Origin of the sequence: Rahnella sp. BIGb0603 (genome assembly GCF_024808755.1) — a bacterium.
GTDB lineage: Bacteria > Pseudomonadota > Gammaproteobacteria > Enterobacterales > Enterobacteriaceae > Rahnella > Rahnella contaminans.
Genome location: NZ_JANUEX010000001.1, coordinates 104,674 through 122,947, shown reverse-complemented (window position 1 = coordinate 122,947; position 18,274 = coordinate 104,674). Strand labels below are relative to the sequence as shown.

General features: G+C 51.0%; 21 protein-coding genes. 9 read left to right on the top strand and 12 right to left on the bottom strand.

Annotated elements, in window-relative coordinates:
* Window positions 1–167: 167 nt before the first annotated feature.
* The 6 genes from M2403_RS00585 (at window position 168) to oppF (ending at window position 7,732) form a co-directional block, all read left to right on the top strand.
* Entirely contained in the window at window positions 168–812 is a 645-nt protein-coding gene (locus M2403_RS00585) for a YchE family NAAT transporter (protein WP_104921625.1), read from the top strand.
* 1,176 nt (window positions 813–1,988) lie between these two features.
* Entirely contained in the window at window positions 1,989–3,629 is a 1,641-nt protein-coding gene (oppA, locus tag M2403_RS00580) for an oligopeptide ABC transporter substrate-binding protein OppA (RefSeq protein ID WP_152325913.1), read from the top strand.
* A gap of 187 nt (window positions 3,630–3,816) precedes the next feature.
* A complete protein-coding gene (oppB, locus tag M2403_RS00575; protein WP_152325914.1) occupies window positions 3,817–4,737 on the top strand; it encodes an oligopeptide ABC transporter permease OppB in 921 nt (306 codons plus the stop codon).
* A 15-nt stretch (window positions 4,738–4,752) separates the two neighbouring features.
* Complete coding sequence (gene oppC, locus M2403_RS00570) at window positions 4,753–5,661, top strand: oligopeptide ABC transporter permease OppC (RefSeq protein ID WP_152325915.1); 909 nt, start codon at window positions 4,753–4,755, stop codon at window positions 5,659–5,661.
* Window positions 5,662–5,672: 11 nt separating this feature from the next.
* Window positions 5,673–6,698: an ABC transporter ATP-binding protein gene (locus tag M2403_RS00565; protein WP_165057118.1), complete on the top strand. Its 1,026-nt coding sequence runs from the start codon at window positions 5,673–5,675 to the stop codon at window positions 6,696–6,698.
* Between the two features lie 29 nt (window positions 6,699–6,727).
* Complete coding sequence (gene oppF, locus M2403_RS00560; RefSeq protein ID WP_208950472.1) at window positions 6,728–7,732, top strand: murein tripeptide/oligopeptide ABC transporter ATP binding protein OppF; 1,005 nt, start codon at window positions 6,728–6,730, stop codon at window positions 7,730–7,732.
* Window positions 7,733–7,928: 196 nt separating this feature from the next.
* Here the strand turns inward: oppF and M2403_RS00555 are convergent, their stop codons facing one another.
* The gene (locus M2403_RS00555) at window positions 7,929–8,258 is read right to left on the bottom strand and encodes an HI1450 family dsDNA-mimic protein (RefSeq protein WP_195812954.1); all 330 of its coding nucleotides are present in this window, start codon (window positions 8,256–8,258) and stop codon (window positions 7,929–7,931) included.
* Window positions 8,259–8,333: 75 nt separating this feature from the next.
* Window positions 8,334–9,794, bottom strand: a complete 1,461-nt coding sequence (gene cls / locus M2403_RS00550) for a cardiolipin synthase (RefSeq protein WP_152325917.1) — start codon at window positions 9,792–9,794, stop codon at window positions 8,334–8,336.
* A gap of 289 nt (window positions 9,795–10,083) precedes the next feature.
* Between cls and M2403_RS00545 the strand changes: the two genes are divergently transcribed.
* Window positions 10,084–10,266: a YciY family protein gene (locus M2403_RS00545; protein WP_015697085.1), complete on the top strand. Its 183-nt coding sequence runs from the start codon at window positions 10,084–10,086 to the stop codon at window positions 10,264–10,266.
* On the opposite strand, the gene M2403_RS00540 is transcribed toward M2403_RS00545, so the two are convergent.
* From M2403_RS00540 to M2403_RS00530, 3 genes are all read right to left on the bottom strand, one after another.
* Window positions 10,267–10,428 (bottom strand): YnfU family zinc-binding protein, encoded by a 162-nt coding sequence (locus M2403_RS00540; protein ID WP_015697086.1) that lies wholly within the window; start codon window positions 10,426–10,428, stop codon window positions 10,267–10,269.
* 116 nt (window positions 10,429–10,544) lie between these two features.
* The gene (locus M2403_RS00535) at window positions 10,545–10,835 is read right to left on the bottom strand and encodes a zf-TFIIB domain-containing protein (protein WP_152325918.1); all 291 of its coding nucleotides are present in this window, start codon (window positions 10,833–10,835) and stop codon (window positions 10,545–10,547) included.
* A 174-nt stretch (window positions 10,836–11,009) separates the two neighbouring features.
* A complete protein-coding gene (locus tag M2403_RS00530) occupies window positions 11,010–11,306 on the bottom strand; it encodes a YciI family protein (protein WP_104921630.1) in 297 nt (98 codons plus the stop codon).
* Window positions 11,307–11,519: 213 nt separating this feature from the next.
* On the opposite strand from M2403_RS00530, the gene M2403_RS00525 reads away from it, so the two are divergent.
* Entirely contained in the window at window positions 11,520–12,251 is a 732-nt protein-coding gene (locus tag M2403_RS00525; RefSeq protein ID WP_165057122.1) for an energy transducer TonB, read from the top strand.
* A 77-nt stretch (window positions 12,252–12,328) separates the two neighbouring features.
* Here the strand turns inward: M2403_RS00525 and yciA are convergent, their stop codons facing one another.
* The 4 genes from yciA to M2403_RS00505 all read right to left on the bottom strand — a co-directional run bounded on the left by yciA (window position 12,329) and on the right by M2403_RS00505 (window position 14,732).
* Window positions 12,329–12,769, bottom strand: coding sequence for an acyl-CoA thioester hydrolase YciA (gene yciA / locus M2403_RS00520; protein ID WP_104921632.1), 441 nt, complete (start codon window positions 12,767–12,769; stop codon window positions 12,329–12,331).
* A 78-nt stretch (window positions 12,770–12,847) separates the two neighbouring features.
* Window positions 12,848–13,387 (bottom strand): septation protein A, encoded by a 540-nt coding sequence (locus M2403_RS00515; protein ID WP_208950466.1) that lies wholly within the window; start codon window positions 13,385–13,387, stop codon window positions 12,848–12,850.
* A 99-nt stretch (window positions 13,388–13,486) separates the two neighbouring features.
* Complete coding sequence (locus M2403_RS00510; RefSeq protein ID WP_165057124.1) at window positions 13,487–14,242, bottom strand: YciC family protein; 756 nt, start codon at window positions 14,240–14,242, stop codon at window positions 13,487–13,489.
* 88 nt (window positions 14,243–14,330) lie between these two features.
* Entirely contained in the window at window positions 14,331–14,732 is a 402-nt protein-coding gene (locus M2403_RS00505) for a YkgJ family cysteine cluster protein (protein WP_165057126.1), read from the bottom strand.
* Between the two features lie 293 nt (window positions 14,733–15,025).
* Here M2403_RS00505 and ompW point away from each other — a divergent pair, with 293 nt between their 5' ends.
* On the top strand, window positions 15,026–15,658 hold the full coding sequence (gene ompW, locus M2403_RS00500) for an outer membrane protein OmpW (protein WP_152325924.1): 633 nt from the start codon (window positions 15,026–15,028) through the stop codon (window positions 15,656–15,658).
* Between the two features lie 71 nt (window positions 15,659–15,729).
* Here the strand turns inward: ompW and M2403_RS00495 are convergent, their stop codons facing one another.
* The 3 genes from M2403_RS00495 to trpB form a co-directional block, all read right to left on the bottom strand.
* Entirely contained in the window at window positions 15,730–16,044 is a 315-nt protein-coding gene (locus M2403_RS00495; protein WP_152325925.1) for a BON domain-containing protein, read from the bottom strand.
* Window positions 16,045–16,268: 224 nt separating this feature from the next.
* The gene (gene trpA, locus M2403_RS00490) at window positions 16,269–17,075 is read right to left on the bottom strand and encodes a tryptophan synthase subunit alpha (protein WP_259228128.1); all 807 of its coding nucleotides are present in this window, start codon (window positions 17,073–17,075) and stop codon (window positions 16,269–16,271) included.
* Entirely contained in the window at window positions 17,075–18,265 is a 1,191-nt protein-coding gene (gene trpB, locus M2403_RS00485) for a tryptophan synthase subunit beta (RefSeq protein ID WP_259228126.1), read from the bottom strand. The genes trpA and trpB overlap by 1 nt, the downstream gene beginning before the upstream one ends.
* Window positions 18,266–18,274: the final 9 nt, after the last annotated feature.

The window sequence follows — 18,274 nt, the reverse complement described above, 5'->3', positions numbered from 1 at the left end:
AAAGTTATCAATAAAAAAACTCATTTTTAACAAAAGCCTTATTCACTGCCTTTATTTCTAAATCTGGTGATAAAAACTATGAAACGGCGTGGCGCCTTTACGGGGATTCCAGTACATTAGCGCCCATCAAAACCTTCTTCTGCTGGCATATTTGTGCGGAGTTCTGCGTGAGCCAATCTTTATTAGATTTTTCAGGGTATATCAAATTTTTCGTCGGCCTGTTTGCACTGGTCAACCCGGTAGGGATTTTGCCGGTTTTTATCAGCATGACCAGCTATCAGGCAGCGGCGGGGCGTAATAAGACCAACATGACAGCCAACCTGTCAGTGGCCATTATATTGTCGACGGCGCTTTTCCTTGGCGACGCGATTTTGCACCTGTTCGGGATTTCCATTGATTCGTTCCGTATTGCCGGCGGGATCCTGGTGGTGACGATAGCGATGTCGATGATCAGCGGAAAGCTGGGTGAAGATAAGCAGAACAAGCAGGAGAAATCAGAAACGGCAATCCGTGAAAATGTCGGCGTGGTTCCGCTGGCCTTGCCGCTGATGGCCGGACCGGGTGCGATAAGCTCGACGATTGTCTGGAGTTCACGGTACAACGGCTGGCAGAATCTGCTGGGGTTGACCGTTGCAATCATCTTCTTTGCATTCTGTTGCTGGCTGCTGTTCCGTGCGGCACCTTTATTAGTCCGCCTGTTAGGGCAAACCGGCATCAACGTCATTACCCGTATCATGGGTCTTTTACTGATGTCACTGGGTATTGAGTTTATCGTCACCGGTATTAAAGCTATTTTCCCCGGTTTGCTCTGATTCTTAGCCTGCAAATTCTCGCGGATACATTAACCTTATCCGTGAGAATTATTACTCCTTCTTATAATCCTGTGCATTATTACAGTGCAGCTAATGACTTAATTGAGAGCATTTGCACCCTAATGTGGCGTAAATCAACATTTCACCTTCCTTTTTAATCCAAGTCTCCATTTATTCTAATAAACTTAGCTAATTCTTCGCTAAATACCGTTATTTATTGCCCGTATTGCCGTTAATTTACCCACATCATTCTGTAAGGCTTGTGCAGGCCGTACCGAGATGTTATTAGTGTTAACACAGCAGTTAACAGCGCTTTATCCTTGAAATCATCCGATTGTTAACTGATTGTGTCAGAGCAATTCCTGAACAACCGTCTTTACAAAAAGGTGTGAAAAATACCGTATTAACTCGATATATAACAATGGGTTAAGTGCTATTTTTGATGTGAGGTCGCGGGTGTCCTTCTGGCACACTTAACGTATAAAAGAGAATTACGTAACAAATTTGCAAAATTTATTGGCGCCCGTATCAGGCTTCTGATAATTTTCAAATCGTCTTCAAAAATGGAATTTTGTTTAGAGTCATGCTCTGAGTGAGAATGAATCTTGCCAGGCGTAGAGAGATTGAAGCAATTTCATTTGTTTTGGAGAGTGTCGTGTCATCATGCGTATCACAAAATTATCCTCGCTCGCTTTCCGTGAAAAGAAAGTCAGGCATTGAGATGACGACAATTAACAACCTTGCGTTGACTCTCCCGATTCAACAAAACAAATCTTCAGTACTTCTTCTGATTAAAATGAATGACAGCGCTTAACTGCGACGGATTTTCTATCGCTTTAATTCGGGTTAGAAGAAAATAATCGGGTGAAGTACAGAAATAACAGAATGTGATTGCCTGGTGTGCGACTGAACATTGTGAAGTTACGTACGGGGTTATCAAATGGAGTGGGATCATCCTTAACGATCCCGGAAACCGCACGGCGAATACAGCCTGACGTTTCATCAAACCTGAGATGTAGCAACATGCAGTAATAGGGGACAGCCATCTGCGGGTGGTACTACATGGGGGGCCTTTCTCGAGCAATTCGTTCCTGCTTTTGAAACCCATTGACCCAGCAAGGGTTTATCTTGCACCCGGGCGTGCAAGTTCATAATAAAAATTGGAGTTAAATAAAAATGACCAACATCACAAAAAAAAATCTGCTGGCTGCATGCATCATGGCTGCGGTGGGAACAATTTCTATCAATAACGCAGTTGCGGCCAATGTGCCTGCCGGCGTAACTCTGGCGGCTAAACAAGAACTGGTGCGTAATAACGGTTCTGAAGTTCAGTCACTTGACCCGCATAAAGTTGAAGGCGTGCCGGAATCAAACGTAATCCGTGACCTGCTTGAAGGCCTGGTTAATACCGACAGCAAAGACGGCAGCGTAATCCCCGGCGTAGCAACCAGCTGGGATAACAAAGATTTTAAAGTCTGGACCTTCCACCTGCGTCCGGAAGCTAAATGGTCAAATGGCGATCCTGTCACTGCAGAAGATTTCGTTTACAGCTGGCAGCGCCTGGCTGACCCGAAAACCGCTTCTCCATATGAGAGCTATCTGCAATACGGTCACATCGAAAACATCGATGACATCATCAGCGGCAAAAAAAGCCCTGATACCTTGGGTGTGAAGGCGATTGATGACCATACCCTGCAAGTGACACTGACCGAACCTGTTCCGTATTTCGTAAAAATGCTGTCTCACACCGCGATGAAGCCGGTAAACAAAAAAGTGGTTGAAAAATTTGGCGACAAATGGACTCAGCCTGAAAACTACGTGAGCAACGGCGCGTACACCCTGAAAGCCTGGACCGTCAACGAACGTATCGTTCTGGAACGTAGCCCGACTTACTGGGACAACGCGAAAACTGTGATCAACCAGGTGACTTACCTGCCAATCTCTTCTGAAGTGACAGACGTAAACCGCTACCGCAGCGGCGAAATCGACATGACTTACAACAACATGCCGATCGAACTGTTCCAGAAACTGAAAAAAGAAATCCCGGCTGAGGTTCATGTTGACCCGTATCTGTGTACTTACTACTACGAAATCAACAACCAGAAAGCGCCATTCACCGATTCCCGCGTTCGTGAAGCTCTGAAACTGGGTCTGGATCGCGACATCATCGTGAACAAAGTGAAAGCGCAGGGCGATCTGCCAGCGTACGGCTACACACCGCCTTACACCGATGGCGCAAAACTGACGCCTCCGGCCTGGTTCAAAGAAACGCAGGAACAACGTAACGAGCAGGCGAAAAAACTGCTGGCCGAAGCAGGTTACACTTCCGCTAAGCCTCTGACGTTTGATCTGCTGTACAACACCTCTGATCTGCACAAAAAACTGGCTATCGCTGCTGCCGCTATCTGGAAGAAAAACCTGGGCGTTGACGTTAAACTGGTCAACCAGGAATGGAAAACCTTCCTCGACAGCCGCCATCAGGGCAACTTCGACGTTGCACGTGCAGGCTGGTGCTCTGATTACAACGAACCTTCTTCCTTCCTGAACACCATGTTGTCTGACAGCAGCAACAACACTGCGCACTATAAGAGCCCGGCGTTTGATAAAGACATCGCTGATACTCTGAATGTGAAAACTGACGAAGAACGCGCTGCGCTGTATCAGAAAGCGGAAGCTCAGCTCGATAAAGACTCTGCTATCGTGCCTGTTTATTACTACGTGAACGCCCGTCTGGTGAAACCTTACGTCGGTGGTTACACCGGTAAAGATCCACAAGACAACGTCTACGTGAAAGATCTGTACATCATCAAACACTAATTAAATAGTGCAGAGCAGGGCATCCCCGAGCTGCCCTGCTCGTTGTATTTTGATGAAGGTAAAGTTTTTAGCGCGAAATTTTCGTGCTGAAGCAAAGAGCCACCATGACGGTAATCACCCGATGGCCGTCGTGATCAAGCCATAAACTATCAAGCTGTAGTGACAGGCTTAGAAACAGGTACGGGCAATGTTAAAGTTTATTTTACGCCGCTGTCTGGAAGCGATTCCGACGCTATTCATTCTGATCACCATTTCGTTTTTTATGATGCGTCTCGCACCGGGCAGCCCTTTTACGGGTGAGCGTAATCTTCCGCCAGAAGTGATGGCGAACATTGAGGCGAAATATCACCTCAATGACCCGATGTATAAGCAGTATTTCCACTATTTAGAACAGCTGGCGAAAGGCGATTTCGGCCCGTCGTTCAAATACAAGGATTACACCGTTAATGATCTGGTTGCGGCCTCGTTCCCGGTTTCAGCGAAACTCGGGCTGGCGGCATTTATCATGGCGATTTTCTTTGGTGTGTCGGCGGGTGTTGTTGCTGCGCTGAATCAAAACACGAAATGGGATTATACCGTGATGGGCGTGGCGATGACCGGGGTAGTTATTCCCAGTTTCGTGGTTGCGCCGTTACTGGTGCTGATATTTGCGATTACCCTGAAATGGCTGCCGGGCGGTGGCTGGAATGGCGGCGGAGCGAAATACATGATCCTGCCGATGGTCGCACTCTCACTGGCGTATATTGCCAGTATCGCGCGTATCACCCGCGGTTCTATGATTGAAATTCTGCACTCTAACTTCATCCGTACGGCTCGCGCCAAAGGTTTACCGCTGCGTCGCATTATTCTGCGTCACGCACTGAAGCCCGCGCTGTTGCCGGTACTGTCCTATATGGGGCCAGCTTTTGTTGGGATCATCACCGGTTCTATGGTTATCGAGAGCATTTTCGGATTGCCGGGCATTGGCCAGCTGTTTGTTAACGGAGCATTAAACCGTGACTACTCGCTGGTTCTCAGCCTGACCATTTTGGTGGGCGCATTGACCATTCTGTTCAATGCAATCGTCGACGTGCTGTACGCCGTCATCGACCCGAAAATCCGTTATTAATGCCGGAGTACGTCAATGATCTTAAGTAAAAAAAATAGCGACGTCGTCGAAAACTTCAGCGAAAAGCTGGAAGTTGAAGGCCGCAGTTTGTGGCAGGACGCGCGACGCCGGTTTATGCATAACCGCGCTGCGGTCACCAGCCTGATTGTGTTGGCCTTTATCGCACTTTTCGTTACGTTTGCGCCGATGTTGTCACAGTTTGCCTACGACGATACTGACTGGAACATGATGTCTGGCGCGCCTGATTTCGCCTCTCATCACTATTTCGGCACCGATTCTTCTGGCCGTGATTTGCTGGTGCGTGTGGCTATCGGCGGGCGCATTTCCCTGATGGTCGGTGTGGCTGCGGCCCTGGTGGCGGTGATCCTCGGTACGCTGTACGGATCTTTGTCCGGCTATCTGGGCGGTAAAATCGACTCCGCCATGATGCGCCTGCTGGAAATCCTTAACTCCTTCCCGTTCATGTTCTTCGTTATCCTGCTAGTAACGTTCTTCGGGCAGAATATCCTGTTGATCTTCGTGGCAATCGGGATGGTGTCCTGGCTGGACATGGCGCGTATTGTTCGCGGTCAGACCCTCAGCCTGAAACGCAAAGAATTCATCGAAGCTGCGCTGGTGAGTGGTGTGAACACGCGCAATATCGTTTTGCGTCACATCGTCCCTAACGTGCTGGGTGTCGTGGTGGTGTATGCGTCACTGCTGGTTCCAAGCATGATCCTGTTCGAATCCTTCCTGAGCTTCTTAGGTTTGGGTACGCAGGAGCCACTGAGCAGCTGGGGCGCGTTGCTGAGCGACGGCGCCAACTCGATGGAAGTTTCACCTTGGTTGCTGCTGTTCCCGGCAGGTTTCCTGGTTGTCACTCTGTTCTGTTTCAATTTTATCGGCGATGGCCTGCGTGATGCCCTCGACCCGAAAGATCGTTAAGGAGTGCGACCATGAGCACAATTGAACATTCCACATTTGCAGCACCTGCCGCAACTGAGGGCACAGCGTCGCCGATTCTTTTAGATGTCAAAGACCTGCGCGTGACCTTCGCGACACCGGACGGTGATGTTACCGCCGTTAACGACCTTAACTTCGATCTGCGTGCTGGTGAAACACTCGGTATTGTCGGGGAATCTGGTTCCGGTAAATCCCAGACTGCCTTCGCCCTGATGGGGTTGCTTGCCAGTAACGGCCGCATCGGCGGGACGGCGAAATTCAACGGTCGCGAAATCCTGAACCTGCCACAAAACCAGTTGAACAAGCTGCGTGCAGAACAGATTTCGATGATTTTCCAGGATCCGATGACGTCCCTCAACCCGTACATGCGCGTTGGGGAACAGCTGATGGAAGTCCTGATCCTGCATAAAAAACTTAGCAAGCGTGAAGCGTTTGAAGAGTCCGTGCGCATGCTGGACGCTGTAAAAATGCCGGAAGCCCGCAAGCGCATGAAAATGTACCCGCATGAATTCTCCGGTGGCATGCGCCAGCGCGTGATGATTGCAATGGCCTTGCTGTGTCGTCCGAAATTGCTGATTGCCGATGAGCCAACAACGGCGCTGGACGTGACCGTTCAGGCGCAGATCATGACGTTACTCAATGAGCTGAAAGCTGAGTTTAATACTGCCATTATCATGATTACCCATGATCTGGGTGTGGTCGCCGGTATTTGCGACAAAGTGCTGGTGATGTACGCCGGTCGTACCATGGAATATGGCCGTGCACGCGATGTCTTCTACGAGCCTTGCCATCCGTATTCCATCGGCCTGCTCAATGCAGTTCCGCGTCTGGATGCCGAGGGGGGTGCGATGCTGACCATTCCGGGAAATCCGCCAAACCTGCTGCGTCTGCCAAAAGGCTGCCCGTTCCAGCCACGTTGCCCGCATGCCATGGATATTTGTGCCTCTGCACCGCCGCTTGAGCGTTTCGGTGATGGTCGCTTACGTGCCTGCTACAAGCCGCTGGAGGAACTGGTATGACAGACAACACAGTAATGAACAGTGCGGCTATGAATTCGTTCGCGCCCGAGAAAAAAGTTCTGCTCGAAGTGGCGGATCTTAAAGTCCATTTCGACATCAAAGACGGCAAACAATGGTTCTGGCAACCGTCCAAAACGCTGAAAGCAGTAGACGGCGTGACGCTGCGTCTTTACGAAGGCGAAACGCTGGGCGTGGTAGGCGAATCGGGTTGCGGCAAATCGACGTTTGCCCGCGCACTGATTGGCCTGGTGAAAGCTACAGACGGGCGGGTGGCATGGCTGGGCAAAGATCTGCTCAACATGTCTGACAGCGAATGGCGTCACACGCGCAGCGATATCCAGATGATTTTCCAGGATCCGCTGGCGTCCCTGAATCCGCGTATGACTATCGGCGAAATCATCGCTGAGCCGCTGAAAACCTATAACCCGAAAATGCCTCGTTCCGAGGTGAAAGAAAAAGTGAAGGCGATGATGCTGAAGGTCGGGCTGTTGCCTAACCTGATCAACCGTTACCCTCACGAATTTTCGGGCGGCCAGTGCCAGCGTATCGGTATTGCCCGCGCGCTGATCCTTGAGCCAAAACTGATTATCTGTGACGAGCCGGTTTCAGCGCTGGACGTTTCTATTCAGGCGCAGGTCGTCAACCTGTTGCAGCAATTGCAGCGTGAAATGGGCCTGTCACTGATTTTCATCGCGCACGATCTGGCGGTGGTTAAACACATTTCTGACCGTGTTCTGGTGATGTATCTGGGCCACGCGGTTGAGCTGGGTACGTATGACGAGGTGTATAACAATCCTCAGCATCCGTATACACGCGCGCTGATGTCTGCGGTGCCGGTTCCGGACCCGGACAAAGAGCGCAACAAAACCATTCAGCTGCTTGAAGGGGAGTTACCTTCGCCGATCAACCCGCCATCAGGTTGCGTGTTCCGTACGCGCTGCCCGATTGCCGGGCCGGAATGTGCGATAACCCGCCCGTTGCTGGAAGGCAGTTTCCGCCATGCGGTTTCCTGCCTGAAAGTTGATCCGCTCTGATTAACGTGCGGTAAACCTGACGCATAAAAAAACCTGCCATTGGCAGGTTTTTCTTTTTCAACATTCAACTAACCCTAAATCATTCGAGCGGTACCAAGGCGGCAACTGAATAAATCCCCGGCAGCATACATAATTGTGTGACCGGGGTGAATGAAGGCAGCCAACGCAGGGACAGCTTAAAGGATGACGGGTGAGATTATTCTTTCCAGAGGATGTGACACAGCTTGTGATCTTTCTCGCGGCACAATAATACACGTGCGAAAATATCATTAATCGGCTGGTCTTCCGCATCGGCCAGACCGATGACGACTTCAGCGAAAAAATCCGGGTTTAAGTCGAAATCAACATGCTCAACCCAGTCTTCCGCCGGATCATATAATTCAGCGCCGCCGCGTTCTTCAAATTGCAGATTGAAGATCAGGATATCTGCAGGATCCAGGTTGTCTCCGGCCAGCTCCAGAAAGATGTCATAGGCTTGTTCAAGCGTTTCGTCTTCGGTCAGGCGATTATTCAGGTCCATATTAATTCTCGTTTACAGATGAATGTGTTCAGGCTTATGCAAGCCGGTACTGCGTGTATTACATCACGCCCGACGCGGCTTTTACAGCAGCGGACTGAAAAAGTAGAACAAACGTTCGACGATGCGATGCCAGAACGGGCGCTTAAGCCAGGCTTCAACATCCAGCAGATGAGAGCGGGCAATGTAATCTTCCTGCACACGGCCCAGGTCGTCACCGAATCCGGCGTCATCAATGACCAGTGTTATCTCAAAATTCAGCCACAGGCTGCGCATATCGAGATTCACGGTGCCGACCAGACTGAGCTGACCGTCGACCAGAATGCTTTTGGTATGCAGCAGGCCATCTTCAAACTGATAGATTTTTACGCCAGCCTCCAGCAACTCGCCAAAGAAAGCTTTGCTCGCCCAGTCCACCATCATCGAATCATTTTTCATTGGCAGAATGATACTGACATCGACTCCACGCTGTGCCGCCGTGCAGATGGCATGCAGCAGGTCATCGCTTGGCACCAGATACGGCGTGGTCATCACCAGCTGCTCGCGGGCAGAATAGGTAGCGGTCAGCAATGCCTGGTGGATCATATCTTCCGGGAAGCCCGGCCCGGAGGCGATCACCTGAATGGTATGGCCGCTTTCCTGCTCGAACGGCATCTGATTCAGGTCAGGTTCCGGCGGCAGAATACGTTTCCCGGTCTCAATTTCCCAGTCGCAGGAATATACAATACCCATTGTAGTGGCGACCGGGCCTTCCATACGCGCCATCAGGTCAACCCACTGACCCACGCCGGCATTTTGTTTAAAGAAACGCGGATCGACCATATTCATGCTGCCGGTATAAGCAACATAGTTGTCGATGAGCACGACTTTACGGTGCTGACGTAAGTCCATACGGCGCAGGAACACGCGGAAAAGGTTCACCTGCAACGCTTCCACAACTTCAATACCGGCATTGCGCATCATGGCCGGATAAGGGCTGCGGAAGAACGCCACGCTGCCTGCGGAATCCAGCATCAGACGACAGTGGATACCGCGACGGGATGCGGCCATCAGCGATTCTGCAACCTGATCTACCAGCCCGCCTGGCTGCCAGATGTAAAACACCATCTCGATATTACTGCGTGCCAGCCCGATATCGCGCATCATGGCTTTGAGCACGTCGTCACTGGTGGTCAGCAATTGCAACTGATTGCCTTTGACGCCCGCAATGCCCTGACGGCGTTCGCAGAGCTGGAAAAGCGACGCGGCGATTTCGCTGTTTTCAGTGGCAAAAATACGTTTGCAGTCTTTGAGATCGTTCAGCCACCGCGCCGTTGAAGGCCACATGGCTTTTGCGCGCTCGGCGCGGCGTTTACCTAAATGCAGTTCACCGAATGAGAGATAGGCAATAATACCGACCAGCGGAATGATGTAAATAATCAGCAGCCACGCCATGGCGGAAGGCACCGCGCGGCGTTTCATCAAAATACGCAAGGTCACGCCGGCAATCAGTAACCAGTAACCGAAAACCAGAAGTCCGCTGATTACCGTATAAAATGTTGTCATAAAGGCGAAAAATCCTGTTCGCAAGCTGTCGAAGTGAGTGTACGGGAAAGAGGGGGACTTTTAACCAACTTTATCCCACCAATCAATCAGCTACCTCTTAAATATGTATCCGATTAATAAAAGTTTCACTGTCCTGACATCAAGGTTAGCTGATAACGCTGAATAAGGGAAAAACAAGACTTGGATCACAACGTCATCGGCCTATAATGTCCCCGCAGTTTTTTACGATGAGAAATTTTCCGGCTAAGAAACGCTTCCGTTAATAACGGTCATCACGGGACATAGGTGAATGAAACGCAGTAAAAATGAAGTCGGCCGCTGGCGCATGTTACGCCAGACTCAGCGCCGGAGAAGCCGCTGGCTGGAAGGTCAGTCGAGACGCTATCGTCACATCTACCGAATTCGTCAGATTCATCATCAGCAACATCAGCGTTTGTCATTGTATGCCGTGAACTACGAATGGAATGCGTGATTATCGGGATTTAGGCTGAAACAGCGCGCCACATTTTTTACAAACCAGCGTGGAGTTTTTGCGCACTTTTGCGCTCATCTGTTCAGAAACGTAACCGCATTCCGGGCAGGTGACCTTCGTGGTCGTACTGGTTAGAAACTTCAATCCGTCGAAGAATGACATAGTGCTTACCTCGTGGGCAGGGGTAGTCATCCTAACACACAACGGATGAAAGCAATGTGACGGCTTTGGAGAAATGGCGCCAGAGCGTTTCTGCTACGGCGCGCGCTTTCCGTTATTCAGTCGAAAAGCTCTGAAAGAAAACTCTTCTTTTTATACGGTTTTTGTGAGGAATAATGGTCGCGATTGTCATGCCCGCTGTGATGACGGTGATCGTCGCGGCGTGCGGCTTCTGCATAGCGTGGTGCGGAAGGACGTTCCGTCTGCTGGATCACGGCGGATTTCTCGATGATTTTATCCAGCTCTCCCCGGTCGAGCCAGACGCCACGGCAATCCGGGCAATAGTCGATTTCTATACCCTGACGTTCTGACATAACCAGCTGACTTTCTTTGCATACAGGACATTGCATATCGGTCTCTCCGCGCGGTATTGATTAATAAGTGATGCAGTGAATGTTCAGGTAACCGGATATTTAGACAATCAATTGCTGTAAGCAAAAGTAAAGTTGCTTAAAACAAGGGCCGCGGCAGGGATGAAGTGCAGATAAGCAAAAGGCGGGCAGCCTGAGACTGCCCGTCGGAAATCAGAATACGCGTTTGAACGGTTTCACCGTCACCGATTTATAAACACCTGCGGCGACATACGGATCAGCGTCAGCCCACACTTTGGCGGCTTCAAGCGTTTCAAATTCGACGACCAGCAGGGAACCGGTCATTCCCGCAGCGCCCGGGTCTTCGCTGTCGATGGCCGGTGTCGGGCCGCCAATCAGGACGCGGCCTTGTTCCTGCAATTTTTTCAGACGTTCGATGTGCGCCGGGCGCGCAAGTGTGCGTTTTTCCAGTGAGTCGGAAACGTCTTCAGAATAAATAACGTAAAGCATGAGTCACCTTTAATGGGTTTTTATTGAGCAATTTCAGGCCGCCATCGGCAGTCAGATCATTTTGCAGAATTAACATAGCTAAACCTGAAGCCCGGGGAAAGTGCTTTGCGTGGGATCAAAGCAAAGGTTATTTGAGAATAGTTGTCATCTCGGTGTTGAATATGATTGCTATTTACATTTAAACTTGCGGCTTCACGGGGAAAATGAATCATTATGCCGCTAAAAAAGTTTAGATTTATCCGCAAGGTTACATTGCCTGCCGTTCTTTCTGTCACTTTGCACATTGCTGTTATTGCGGGTGTTTTGTACATGGCAGTCGGTGAGTCAATCAAGTTGCCGACGCAGGAACAAAAAGTCATGAGTGTGACGATGGTCAACCCGGCTGACTTTGCGCCACCTCCGCCGCCGCCACAGCCTGAGCCAGCACCGCCGGAACCTGAGCCTGAACCGGAAGTGGTGCCAGAGCCTCCGCCGCCGCCGGAAGCGGTTGTGATCCCGGAACCGCCGAAGCCTAAACCTAAGCCGGTGAAAAAACCGGTCGTGAAGCCAAAAGTGAAACCAGTAGAACGTCCGGTGGAAAAACCAACGCAAACGGTACAAACCGCGCCCGTCACCAGCAATCAGCCGGTCACTAAGCCAGTGAGCCAGCCACCTGCGTCCACCAATGCCCAGAGCAACACCGGGCCGCGACCGCTGCAACGTGGTGAACCGATGTATCCGGCGCGTGCGCTGGCGCTGCGTATCGAAGGACGTGTCCGTGTGCAGTTTGATGTCGACGGTGATGGCCGCGTACAAAATATCCGCGTACTTTCCGCAGAGCCGCGCAACATGTTTGAGCGTGAAGTGAAACAGGCGATGGGGAAATGGCGTTACGAACCGAAGGCCGCCAGCAACTTAGTGGTTAACCTGGTGTTCAAAATCAAAGGCGGCACCACCGTCGAATAAAGCGGCATCGTGCCCCTTGCTCCATAAAAAAGGTCGCCTTCAGGGCGACCTTTGTCTTTCATACTGCCGCGTTCTGTTTAATCCTGAGAAACACCACCAGAATCAACACTGAAATTGCTGCGCCCGTCAGGCAACTGCCGGGATTTTCCAGATTCATCCACCGCAACGTACGTGAACACTGCTTCAGTGGCTCTGTAGCGCTGTCCGATAGGCTCAGAGGAGACCTTCTTCACCCACACTTCAACGTTGATGGTGATCGAGCTGTTGCCGGTACGAATACAGCGTGCATAACAACACACCACATCACCCACAGCGACCGGCTTGAGGAACGTCATGCCGTCCACACGAACGGTCACTACGCGGCCTTTAGCGATTTCCTTCGCCTGGATCGCGCCGCCCATGTCCATCTGTGACATCAGCCATCCGCCAAAGATATCGCCGTTTGCATTGGTGTCCGCCGGCATGGCCAGCGTACGCAATACCATTTCACCATTGGGTAAACTCTGTTTTTCGTTCATGTTTGATTGCTTCACAGTGATCAATGTTTTATTCAAAACAACGAAGGCCTTCAAAAGAAGGCCCGTGCAGAAGAATGCTTATTTTTTTTCATCATCCGGCATATGCCGGTAAATATAGATGCCGCTGAGTAGCGTGAAGACCAGCGTCAGAACGGTAAGTCCGAACACTTTGAAGTTAACCCAGACATTCTGTGGCAGCCAGAAAGCCACGTAGATATTTGCCAGACCGCACAGCAGGAAGAAAATCGCCCAGCTGACATTCAGCTTATTCCAGACGTGGTCGGGAAGCGTCAGCTCTTTGCCCAACATGCGCTGAATCAGAGGCTTTTTCAGAACCAGCTGGCTTATCAGTAAAGCGCCGGAGAACAGAACGTAAATGACAGTGACTTTCCATTTAATGAATTCATCATTATGGAAGACCAGCGTCAGGGTGCCAAAAACAGCCACCATGGCGAAGGTGATTAACGTCATTTTCTCAATTTTGCGATACATCACCCAGGTGATGACTAACGCCAGCGCAGTGGCAGCGATCAACGCGCCTGATGCGACAAAAATGTCGTAAAGCTTATAAACCACAAAAAAGACAATCAGGGGAAGAAAATCGAGGAGCTGCTTCATACTTCATTCCATGTTTTATGTATGGGATGACTATACCGGAATCATTTACCGGACAAAAGAAAAGGGCGCCGGAGCGCCCCTGAAAAAGTTATGTCACTATTAAACATGTAATTTCATGTAAAGACGGAACAGATAAATCAGGATAAATGCCGTGATGACATTGCTGAGCGCGCCGAAAATCACCGCGCTTATCATCGGATTCAACGCACTTAACGCGCCGACGAAAAGCATCAGAACCACCTGCGCCAGAATCCACATCAAAACACCCGGCGCAACCAGGCGCACATGGCTGAAGGCCAGACGGGTGCTCAGACGCATGGCTTTAAACATCCCGACCTGCTCTTTACAGGCGATGATTGGCGACATTGACCAGGCAATGGCAATCAGAAACGCAGGCACGAAAAGCAGCGCCAGACCGAGACGGAACATCACGCTGAAGACGAACAGCAAAAGGATTAAGCGCGGCAACACCGGCAAAGAAGCGGTCACCACCTGGGTTATGCTGGCGCGCACGCCCTGTGAAACCAGCTGGATCAGCGTCAGGATCCCGCCAACCAGAATCACATTTCCGGCCAGCGTCGAGAACAGCGCCGCAATGCTGTAGCGGAAAATGGCGCTTTGTTGTTCCGGCGTGACCTGTTGTTCAATGAAACCCATCATATCGGCGACGCTCATGCCCGCCATGTTGTTCATAAGTTGCCCGATAGCATCAAGCTGATCGGCTGACGGGCTTAAAATCCAGCTCAATATGACGGTAATTAATGCGGCCAGCAGGGAAAGCGCGAAAACGCTACTCAGCTGATTACGCAAAAAATTATAACTGTCACGGTACAATGTACTGGCCGTGATAGACATGGACGCTCCTTGGCACAAGCTAAAAATAACAAGGCGGGGATTGTAACCTGTAATAGGCCCCCGCCGATACTTTTGCGCTGACTTCCTGTCAGTCAGCCTGATGAACCTCTGCCAGCTCTGGCGTGAAAGACCCGACATCAATCATCGGTAAATCCACATCCAGCGGCGGCAGGCCGTAACGCGCACGTGCGCGATCGCAGGCCGTATTGGCGACACCGTTCAGCCCCGACTGATCAAACTCGCGGCAGGGTGTCGGGCGGTTAAGGTAAACAGAACAGGAAACCGATTGTCCCACTTCCCCTTCCAGAGCCACACAGCGAGGCGACTTGCTGTTGGTGCCTTTCATGCAGCTCAAAAAAGGCGTGACTTGTTCTGTCAGTGCCTGCGGAACAACGCCGCCAGCTTCTTCAGATTCAGCCCAATAAAATGAAACACGGAAATAGGCGCAGCACGCGCCACAGGTCATACAAGGATTATTAATTTCGCTCATCTTGGGAAGCTACCGACTCCTTACGGCACCAAACCAAAACCAACAGGGTTCAGGCAAATTACGCAGCGGCATTTTTTTTAGCAACTGAAATTTTTGGGCTTTAATGAAACAGCAAAATCCCCTCGTTTTTGATGCAGATCAATTCCTTTGTTTTTAGAGATTTAGATCGGATTGAGAAAGATGCAATTTATGAAAAATTGTTTTAAAGATGTGATCCCGCTTTGATCAAACCGTACCAAAGAGTAGGTATCATTCGCGCGGCCAATAAATAAACCACACAAAGGGAAGGGACAATGAAAGCAGCATATTGGGCATTAGTGGCAGCAGCGGCATTTCCGGCAATCGCGAGCGCACATGAAGCAGGGGATGTGATTGTTCGTGTAGGGACAGCAACCGTTCGTCCAACCGAAGGTTCAGACAACGTACTGGGGCTGGGTTCTTTTAACATCAATAACAACACGCAGATGGGTTTGACGCTCGGCTATATGTTTACCGACAACATCGGGATGGAACTGCTAGCCGCGACGCCATTCCAGCATAAAATCGGTCTGAAAAGCACCGGAACAATTGCTGAAGTGAAACAGTTGCCGCCGTCATTGATGGCGCAATACTACTTTGGGGATAAGCGCGACAAACTGCGTCCGTACCTCGGTTTGGGTATCAACTACACCACCTTCTACGATACGAATTTCAACCAGACCGGGCGCGATGCCGGGCTTTCTGATCTGAGCGTAAAAGACTCCTGGGGCGTGGCCACGCAGGCGGGCCTGGATTACAATCTCGATGATAACTGGCTGATCAACATGTCGGTCTGGTGGATGGATATCGATACAGAAGTTAAATTCAAAGCAGGCGGCGAGCAGCAAAACATCAACACCCGGATTGATCCATGGGTCTTTATGTTTGGCGTCGGCTATCGTTTCTGATATTGCCTGTTACGTTGCAAAAAAAAGAGGCGCTTTGGCGCCTCTTCGTATTTCATCAGAAAGATCTCTGATTATTTCAGTCGCATATCGTTCTCGATGGAGCGTACACCCGCCACGCCACGCGTGACTTCTACCGCACGGTTTGCATCTGCCGTTGACGTCACGAAACCACTCAACTGAACGCGACCTTTGAAGGTCTCAACGCTGATTTCCCGTGATTTGATGGTCTTATCGGCCAGCAGGGCGGATTTGACTTTCGTGGTGACTACGGTGTCATCGATGTAACCACCCGTGCCTTCAGATTTTTTTGTCGGTGCGCAGGCAGCCACGGCCATGACGACCACTGCGGCCATGCAGAAAGCAGACAATGTCTTGAATAGCTTCATAAATAACTCTCCATGCTTTGTTATAAAACCAAAAGTCACCCGATTCAGACTCAGGCAAACAATACTTCGAGCACCCGTATTGTTATTGATTTGCCGAGTGATTTTAGTTTGGATTATTGGCGGGGTTTATACAAATCGAATGGAGAAAAAAAACGTAAGAATTTAAAAGAAACAGAACCTTAGTCAGGTATTGAATAAGGTTCTGTTTGCAGAAGCGCACGCGATTACGTGCGGGTGGCGGCTTTCATTTCACTGACGAAACGGGAAAGCTGAGCCAGCATTTCTGAAGGCTGATGCTGATTATTCTCTATGATGCGTACCGTCGCGGAACCGGAAATAGCCCCCGCCGCACCGGCGGCCAGCGTTTCTTTCACCTGTGAAGGCTCAGAAATTCCGAAGCCTTGCAAAGGCGGCGCTGCGTTATATTCACGCAGTTTATCCACCAGATGATTCAGCGGCGTCAGGGCGCGTTTTTCCGTCCCGGTCACACCAGCGCGTGACAGCAAATAGGTGTAGCCGCGGCCATGAGAGGAAATCTCGCGCAGCAGATCGTCTGACGCATTCGGCGGGCAGATGAAGATCGGCGCGATGCCGTGACGCAGCGCCGCCGCGCGGAACGGGGCCGATTCTTCAAACGGCACGTCGGCGACCAGCACGGAGTCCACGCCCACTTCAGCGCAACGCTGGTAAAAAGTTTCAATGCCGTTATGGAACACCAGGTTGGCGTACATCAGCAGGCCGATCGGGATATCCGGATGTTTTTCGCGAATGCGCGCCAGCATATTGAAGCATTGTGTTGGCGTCACCCCGGCGGCAAACGCGCGCAGGTTGGCGTTCTGAATCGTCGGGCCGTCTGCCAGCGGATCAGAGAACGGAATGCCCAGCTCCAGCGCGTCGGCACCGGCTTCAATCAGCGTATCGATGATGGACAGGGACAGCTCAACGCCCGGATCACCCAGCGTCACGAAGGGAACAAAGGCACCTTCTTTTTTGCTTTCCAGACGCTTAAATAATTGCTGATAACGTTCCATTAAATTTCTCCCCGGGCAGTCAGGATGTCATGTACGGTGAAAATATCTTTGTCGCCGCGGCCAGAAAGATTCACCACCAGAATTTGTTCTTTCTCTGGCGTTTCCTTGATAAGTTTCAGCGCGTAAGCCAGCGCGTGTGAAGATTCCAGTGCCGGAATAATCCCTTCATGGCGGGACAATTCTTTAAAGGCGTCCAGTGCTTCGTCATCGGTAATCGATACATATTCCGCGCGGCCGATGCTGTTCAGGAAAGCATGCTGCGGCCCGACAGACGGGAAATCCAGACCGGCAGAAATGGAATAAGATTCTTCAATCTGGCCTTCTGAGGTTTGCATCATCGGGGCTTTCATCCCGAAATAGATACCGACGTGACCGTGTTTGAGCGGCGCGCCGTGTTGCCCGGTTTCGATACCCAGGCCACCCGGTTCAACACCAATCAGCTTCACGCTGGTGTCATCGATGAAATCAGCAAACATACCGATGGCGTTAGATCCACCGCCGACGCAGGCGATCACCGCATCCGGCAGACAGCCTTCGCGTTCCTGCATCTGCGCTTTGGTTTCTTCGCCAATCATGCGCTGGAATTCACGCACGATGGTCGGATAAGGATGCGGACCTGCCGCGGTACCCAGCATATAGTGAGCGGTTTCATAGCTGCCAGACCAGTCGCGCAATGCCTCGTTACAGGCATCTTTCAGCGTGGAAGAGCCGCTGTGAACCGGGATCACTTCGGCGCCCATCAGACGCATACGGAACACGTTCGGTGACTGGCGTTCAATGTCTTTCGCGCCCATATAAATCCGGCACTTCAGGCCGAGCAGGGCACAGGCCAGAGCGGACGCCACACCGTGCTGACCGGCACCGGTTTCAGCGATGATTTCGGTCTTGCCCATGCGCTTTGCCAGCAACGCCTGACCCAGCACCTGGTTGGTTTTGTGCGCGCCGCCGTGCAGCAGATCTTCACGCTTGAGATACAGCTTGGTTTTAGTGCCTGCGGTCAGGTTTTTACACAATGTCAGCGCCGTCGGACGGCCTGCATAGTTTTTCAGTAAATCGATGAATTCAGCCTGAAACGCCGGGTCAGGCTGCGCGCTGACAAAAGCTTCTTCCAGCTGCACCAGCGCAGGCATCAGAATTTGCGGGACGTACTGGCCGCCAAATTCGCCGAAGTAGGGATTAAGTAAAGTCATGTGATTCCA